The 6,046-nt window shown below is 68.3% G+C and carries 9 protein-coding genes; 1 reads left to right on the top strand and 8 read right to left on the bottom strand.

The window, feature by feature from the left end:
* Positions 1–151 precede the first annotated feature (151 nt).
* Positions 152–463 carry a hypothetical protein gene (locus AC01FP_RS15580; RefSeq protein WP_474481589.1) on the bottom strand — a complete coding sequence of 104 codons (312 nt, stop codon included), beginning with the start codon at positions 461–463 and terminating at the stop codon, positions 152–154.
* Positions 464–768: 305 nt separating this feature from the next.
* Between AC01FP_RS15580 and AC01FP_RS15575 the strand changes: the two genes are divergently transcribed.
* The gene (locus AC01FP_RS15575; protein ID WP_474481588.1) at positions 769–1,398 is read left to right on the top strand and encodes a sigma-70 family RNA polymerase sigma factor; all 630 of its coding nucleotides are present in this window, start codon (positions 769–771) and stop codon (positions 1,396–1,398) included.
* Positions 1,399–1,409: 11 nt separating this feature from the next.
* On the opposite strand, the gene AC01FP_RS15570 is transcribed toward AC01FP_RS15575, so the two are convergent.
* The 7 genes from AC01FP_RS15570 to AC01FP_RS15540 form a co-directional block, all read right to left on the bottom strand.
* Positions 1,410–1,604, bottom strand: coding sequence for a hypothetical protein (locus tag AC01FP_RS15570; RefSeq protein ID WP_474481587.1), 195 nt, complete (start codon positions 1,602–1,604; stop codon positions 1,410–1,412).
* A gap of 3 nt (positions 1,605–1,607) precedes the next feature.
* Positions 1,608–2,657 (bottom strand): beta propeller repeat protein, encoded by a 1,050-nt coding sequence (locus AC01FP_RS15565; RefSeq protein ID WP_474481586.1) that lies wholly within the window; start codon positions 2,655–2,657, stop codon positions 1,608–1,610.
* 12 nt (positions 2,658–2,669) lie between these two features.
* The gene (locus tag AC01FP_RS15560; protein WP_474481585.1) at positions 2,670–3,347 is read right to left on the bottom strand and encodes a hypothetical protein; all 678 of its coding nucleotides are present in this window, start codon (positions 3,345–3,347) and stop codon (positions 2,670–2,672) included.
* A 40-nt stretch (positions 3,348–3,387) separates the two neighbouring features.
* Positions 3,388–3,630, bottom strand: a complete 243-nt coding sequence (locus AC01FP_RS15555) for a hypothetical protein (RefSeq protein WP_474481584.1) — start codon at positions 3,628–3,630, stop codon at positions 3,388–3,390.
* An 80-nt stretch (positions 3,631–3,710) separates the two neighbouring features.
* Entirely contained in the window at positions 3,711–4,475 is a 765-nt protein-coding gene (locus tag AC01FP_RS15550) for a hypothetical protein (protein WP_474481583.1), read from the bottom strand.
* A 10-nt stretch (positions 4,476–4,485) separates the two neighbouring features.
* Positions 4,486–4,920: a hypothetical protein gene (locus AC01FP_RS15545; protein ID WP_094592159.1), complete on the bottom strand. Its 435-nt coding sequence runs from the start codon at positions 4,918–4,920 to the stop codon at positions 4,486–4,488.
* 79 nt (positions 4,921–4,999) lie between these two features.
* Positions 5,000–6,046: major capsid protein (locus tag AC01FP_RS15540; protein WP_474481582.1), on the bottom strand; the 1,047-nt coding region annotated here is incomplete at its 5' end.

Genomic DNA, 6,046 nt, shown 5'->3' with positions numbered 1-6,046 from the left:
GTTAGATAAGCAACTGCCAACCGCTCAAAATAAGTCCCCTTGTCGCGCTCATTACGCGCTGCTTCTCGATATGAATTCAGCAGGTTTCTGAGTGTGGTCATGGAGCTTTACTTTCCTCTTTTGTTTAAGTCAGACAAGGAGCAATGTTGGACTAATCCTCCACCGCCACCATTCCCAGCTTCAATCTGTGCTGCTGCCGCTCCAGCAGCTCCAGCTTCATCCGCACCCGGCTCTGATTGAGCATGGTTACCTCGCCGCCCGTGACCTTGACCAGGTCACCGTTCGAGGTCAGCCGAACCAGCGCTCCGAGGTCATCCCCGCCGATCTTCACCACGCCAAGAACCTCGCAGTCCTTCCGCAGGAGGCGCGTGTAGCGCCGCAAGTCTCCCTCCAGATCAATCTGCAGGCTCGGCGCGACGGGGGCAGGGACAGAACGGCGGCGGCGGGTATTCAGGATTTTCATGTTCTCAGACCTTGCCCTGAAACCATCGCCGCTGCAAGGTACCCACCATAATCCGCCCTTTCTGGACCCAGCAACCCGCAGCCTCGGCCCCGGAGCAGGGCAGCCTCAGAGGCCACGAACGAGCGGACTCTGCTGGTGGTTGGGGGTATTGGGGGCGAGTCGCCCCCGGGCCGGCGCACACCCACCGGATCCCTCGGCCAGTCCTCACGCCGCGTCAAGGATCAGGCCAGGCGCCCCCAGGGGGGTCGTCCTTGCCACCGCGCTGCGGCCGGCCAGTGGGGGTGGGGTTCTCCGCCGTCTCCCAGATGGCTTCCCCCGCTTCGTCCCCCCGCGGTCAGCAGCAGTCCACGCTTCCCAGCCGTTCTGCCCTGCGTGCCCGCGATGCTCTGGTGCTGGAGCACCTGCCAATCGCCGATGCCCTGGCTTCCGCCGCCGCCCGGCGCCTCTTCCCGCTGGTGGAGCGGGAGGATCTGATCCAGGTGGCCCGTGAAGCCCTGGTTCGCTCCGCTCCCCGCTGCCGAGCCGGAGAGCCTCCAGCGCCCTATCTGCGCCGCTGCATCACCGGGGCCCTGCAGCACCACCTGCGCGATCGCGTCCGCCTGGTCCGCATCTCCCGCCGCGAGCATGAGAAGGGCACCTGCCCGCTTGGCCACACCAGCCTCGATGCACCCGCCGCCGGTGAGTCCTCCCTGCTGGAGCAGCTGGCGGCTCCCGCCGCTGAGCCCACGCTGGAGGCCTCCCTCACCGGGCCGGCGCTGGAGCAGCTGGTGGAGCAGCTGCCGGCAGCCCAGGCCACAGCCCTGCGGCTCACCGTCCTCGAGGGGCTGTCCTTACGGGCCGCCGCGGCGCAGCTGCAGATCAGCCCCATGGCGGTGCAGCGGGCCCAGAAGAAGGCCCTTGCCGCCCTGCGCCAGCAGCTGGTGGGGGCGGGCTGAGGCCCCTTCACTCAGCTTTGCTCAAACACCAGCGTGGAGAGTGGCCACCAGCCGCTGCCGCCCTCGTCGTAGGTCAGCTCCACCATCGGATCGGCGTCACTGCTGTCTGCCGCCAGGTTGAGCACTGTGGCGCCGGTCTCTGGGCTGATCAGGTCGCGCCAGCAGCGCGTTCCAATCGCCGGCAGGGGTGTCGTGGTGTCAGGCATGGGTCAGGGGCTCACCATCACCCGGTTGCCAGCGCCGCTGTTGCTCACTGCCGCGAACTGCCTGTGCTGGGGCGACCAGCAGAGCGAGCGCCAGCCCAGATCGGCCGGGGAGCTGCGCACCGTCCAGTTCAGGCCGTCTGGGCTGGTCATGATCCGATTGCCGGTGCCGCTGCTGCTCACCGCCACCAACAGCTCCCGCTCCGGTGCCCAGCAGAGGGCGGTCCAGGCGTTGTCGGCCGCCGAGGACCTGCTCGTCCAGGTGATGCCATCGGCTGAGGTCATCACTCGGTTGCCCCGGCCGCTGCTGCTCAGCGCCACCAGCAGCCCCAGCTCTGCTGCCCAGCAGATTGCCGTCCAGTTGTTGTTTGTGGCCGCTGTCCGCAGGGTCCAGTTGCGGCCATCGCTTGAGGTCATCACCCGCTGGCTCCCGCCGGTGCTGCTCACCGCCACCAGCAGCCCCAGCTGCGGCGCCCAGCAGATCGAGCGCCACTCCTGATCAGCGGCAGCCGGGCCGGCCGTCCACTGGATGCCATCGCTGCTGGTCATCACCCGGTTGCCGGTGCCACTGCTTGCGACGGCCACCAGCAGGCCCAGCTCTGGTGCCCAGCAGATCGAAGTCCAGTTGTTGTTGGCAGGCATCTGGCGCAGGGTCCAGCTGCGGCCATTCGGTGAAGTCATCACCCGATTCCCAATACCGCTGTCGCTGACGGCGACAAACAGCCCCAGCTCGGCGGCCCAGCAGAGCGCCACCCAGTTGTGGTCCGCCGCTGATGGTTGGGGGCTCCAGCGGATGCCATCGCTTGAGGTCATCACCCGGTTACCGCTGCCGCTACCCGCTACGCAGGCGTAGAGCTGCAGCTCCGGTGACCAGCAGATCGCCTGCCAGCTGTTGTCTGCCGCCGAGCGCACGGTTGACCAAACCACACCGCTGATTCCCAGCACTGGCGGTGGGTTCAGTAGCTCCGCCAATGCCACTGCCGGCAGTTGGTAGGTGCCGACCTGGGGCCCAGCAGGGCGGGTGATCGCCAGCAGGTCGCCTGGTTGAAGAGTCATCAGCTGCGGCGGTCAGGGCAGGGCAGGCAGGGTGCTCAGGTCCAGGGGCATGTAGTCGCCGGCCGGCTGGGCAGTGGCCAGCGCCGCCTGCAACTGGGCCGCGTCCACCACCCGCCCGGGGGTGCCGTCGGCCAGCGCCAACGGGTCGGCCAGTTGCACCACGCCGGCAGCGGCGGTGGTTGCGGGCTCAACGCTCAGCAGCGGCTGGGCGGGATCGCTCTCATCGATGGCCAGTGGTGCGGCCACCTGGATGCGGATCACGCCGGCGCCATCGGGGCCCAGGGCGGCGTTGGCACTCCAGGTGCTGCCGTCAAACAACAGGAGATCCCCTTGGGCGATCTCCGCTCCGGCGATGCCGCTCCAGCTGGCCAGGGCAGGACCGCCGGCACTGGCCAAATACACGTCTCCAACAGCGGCATCGGCCGGGGCCTCCGCGGTGGTGGGGTCGATTGCACCCCGGTAGTGCAGTGCGCCGGGAATGGCGGCGTGAAGGGTGCCATCGGCATCCACGCTGAGGTTGGTGCCGGGTCTGATCGCCCCGATCGCCGCCGCTGTGGCGGGGGTGAGCATGAACGCTTTGACCTCATCAGCAGTCGCCCGGTAGGGCGTGCTGCCGCGCTGCACCAGCAGCAGGTCGGTGGGCTGGGGCAGCGCGCGGGGAGACGTACGGGTTTCGGTGCTGGTGGCCATGGCGATCAGTGCAGAAAGGGAGAGAGGTGGAGGCGAGAAATCAGGGCGGCAAGGGGCTGAGCAGGCGCAGGTCCAGCGCGATCACCACCACTCCCTCGCCGGCAGTGGCACTGATGAGTGGCGCCAGGGCCTGCACTGAGCTGACACCCCCGGACGGAGGTGGTTCAGGGATGCCTCCGTCCTGCAGCTGGGCCTGGCCCAGGAAAATCACCCCCTGGGGCCGGCTGCTGCTGCGGCACTGGGCCGTCAGCTCGGCCAGCACAGCCGGATCGGGAGTCGCCATCGGCGCCAGGGCAGTGCTGCTGAGCTGTTGCCAGCCCCCAGCCAGGAATGCGCCGGCCGGGGCAGCGCTGGCTGCTGGGATCAGAGCAGGGCATCCCCCAGCTCCAGCGCCGCCAGATCGGCAGGATCGCTGCTGGCGACACCCGTGCCGTCGCTGGTGGCCGTGCTGCTGCCGCTGGCCTGGGCCTCCAGTGCCGTGGCCTGCTCCACCAGCTCGGCCTTGGTCTGGCTGCCATCGAGCTCCACGCCGTAGACGGTGGAGCAGAACTCGACGATCTGGGCCTTGGTCATGGCCTGGAAGTCGGTGGGCTCAGAAGCCAACAGGGCCTCGCCACCATCGGTGGTGGTCTCCAGCGGGTTGTCGGTAGGAGTGGGCTCATCGGGTGTCGGGGCGGGATCCGGCGCTTCCGGTTGCTCGGGCTCGAGGTCCAGCGCATCCGCCAGCTCTGGCTCCGTCACCGGCGCCTCCTGCTCAGGCGGCGCCTGGCCGGGGTCCACCACAGGCTCCGGCGCGTTGTCCTCGGCATCCACCTGTGCCTGGTCATCGCCGCCGCTGGCGGGGCTGAGCAGCTGCCAGCCCAGGGCCTGCCAGCCGGCCAGGTGCACTGGCCAGATCGAGCGGGTGACGCCGTCCTTGCCGATCAGCAGCTGGCTGGGCGGCAGCCAGGAACTGTCGCCCTCTCCGCCCATCACTCCGGGATCGGGGTTGACCAGCGGCCGCTGCTCCGTGCCCGAGAGACGGACCGGCGTGGAGGAGGGGTTACTGCTGTCGAGGGGTTGCAGCAGCTGCAGCGGCAGGGCCTCAGCCCCGGCCGTCACGCTGAGGGTGTCGAGTGGGTTGCTCATGGCGCTCACCTCACAGCCCCTGGTTGGCGGTGAGCGCCACGGTCATCCCGGCAGGCGTGCCAGGCGAAACCGTCGCCCGCGCCAGCCGCAGGCAGGGCGGCGTGATCAGCGCGCTGTCAGCCGGGTTGATCAGCAGTGCGGCACCGCTGATGATCGCCTCCACCTTGCCGCCAGCGGCGGGGATGGCGACGGCCGCGGCGGTGATCCAGCTGCCGGCGTTGCCATCGGCCAGCAGCGGCGCCAGCTCCAGGGTCACCGTCACCGCCCCGCTGTGGCCGGGGTGGGAAGCCACCAGCACAAAGGAGCTGGTGGCATCGAGATCGGTGCCGAGGTTGACGACATCACCGCTGCTGCGGGTGTGCTCGTAGCAGTCGGTGGCGGAGTGGTTGATCCAGCCGACGAGCACCGTCTGGGCGTCGAGCAGCCGGGTGGCTTGAGAGGTCATGGAAGGGTCTCCAGAACAAAGAACAGGGGAAAAAGATCTGTTGTGCCGCCAGGGTCTTGCGGAGCTGATCAAACGCCGCTCAGGGCAGCACCAGCGGCATCGGCGCCACGTTGAACAGACGTGCGGCGGCCTTGCGGTTGCACACCGCAAAGCCCACGTACCAATCCACCCGCGTGCGGAACACCGGCGCGTCATGCACCTCCCCGAAATCCCGCACCGAGATGCCGTAGCGCCCCTCGAACGGGCCCTGCAGGCCGCAGACCGCCGCATCGCCGAGCACGCAGCAGTAGATGGAGGTGGTGCCTGCGGGTTCGTCGTAGCCGAGCACCGCGTTGCCCTCGGCGTCCTCCTCCACCAGCAGGATCTCGATCCCCTCGAAGTAGTGCCTGCCGTCGATCACCTCGTAGAGGTCGCCGCCGGCCTGGCGGGAAGCGGTGCTGATTTGGCGGCGGGCCGCCTTGCTGGCGATCAGCACCTTGTCGCCGCCGTAACCGATCACGCTGTCGGTCAGGGCCTCCAGCGCCAGCAGGTTGAGGGTGCTGCCACCGTTGTCGATCGTCTGGTCCTCGCCCGGCACCAGGCGCTTGCTCAGCCCGTTGAAGGCCCGCGGATCAAAGGTGTCGTCGCCATTGATGATTGCGGCCTCGAGGGTGAGGCGCATCGAGCGCACCTTCATCTCGGTCTGGGCAGCACGAGCCTCAGGGCCCTGCAGGTCCACGATCGAGCGGTCCACATCCAGGTCGCCGCCGAACAGGTGCACGAACTCCGAATCGGAGTTGATCACCCCGTAGCTCTGGCGGTAGCCCTCATTCACTGCCCGAAAACCCACGCGGGGGAGTTTCGTCTCGGCCGGGAAGCTCAGCGAACCGCCCACCAGGTTGCGGAAGGGCAGGCGGCGCAGCAGCTCCCCTTCCGCAAAGGTCTTGAGCACCGCCAGCTGTTCAGCGCGGCGGGCGTATTTCTGCGCCTCGATCAAGGTCAGGCCCAAGGGCACGCTCCCGGGGCCTCGCCCCAGTGACAACAGCAGCTGTTGCCATTGATGATTCCGTGACCCCACCAGCACGGGTCTGACCCTGCTGTTGCCCGACCCGCACTGTTCTGGTGCGGTGTCTTGGACCTGACCTGT

The sequence above is a fragment of the Cyanobium sp. NIVA-CYA 375 genome (genome assembly GCF_056108345.1).
Note: the sequence above shows the minus strand (reverse complement) of the source record. Positions and strands in the feature narration are given on the sequence as shown.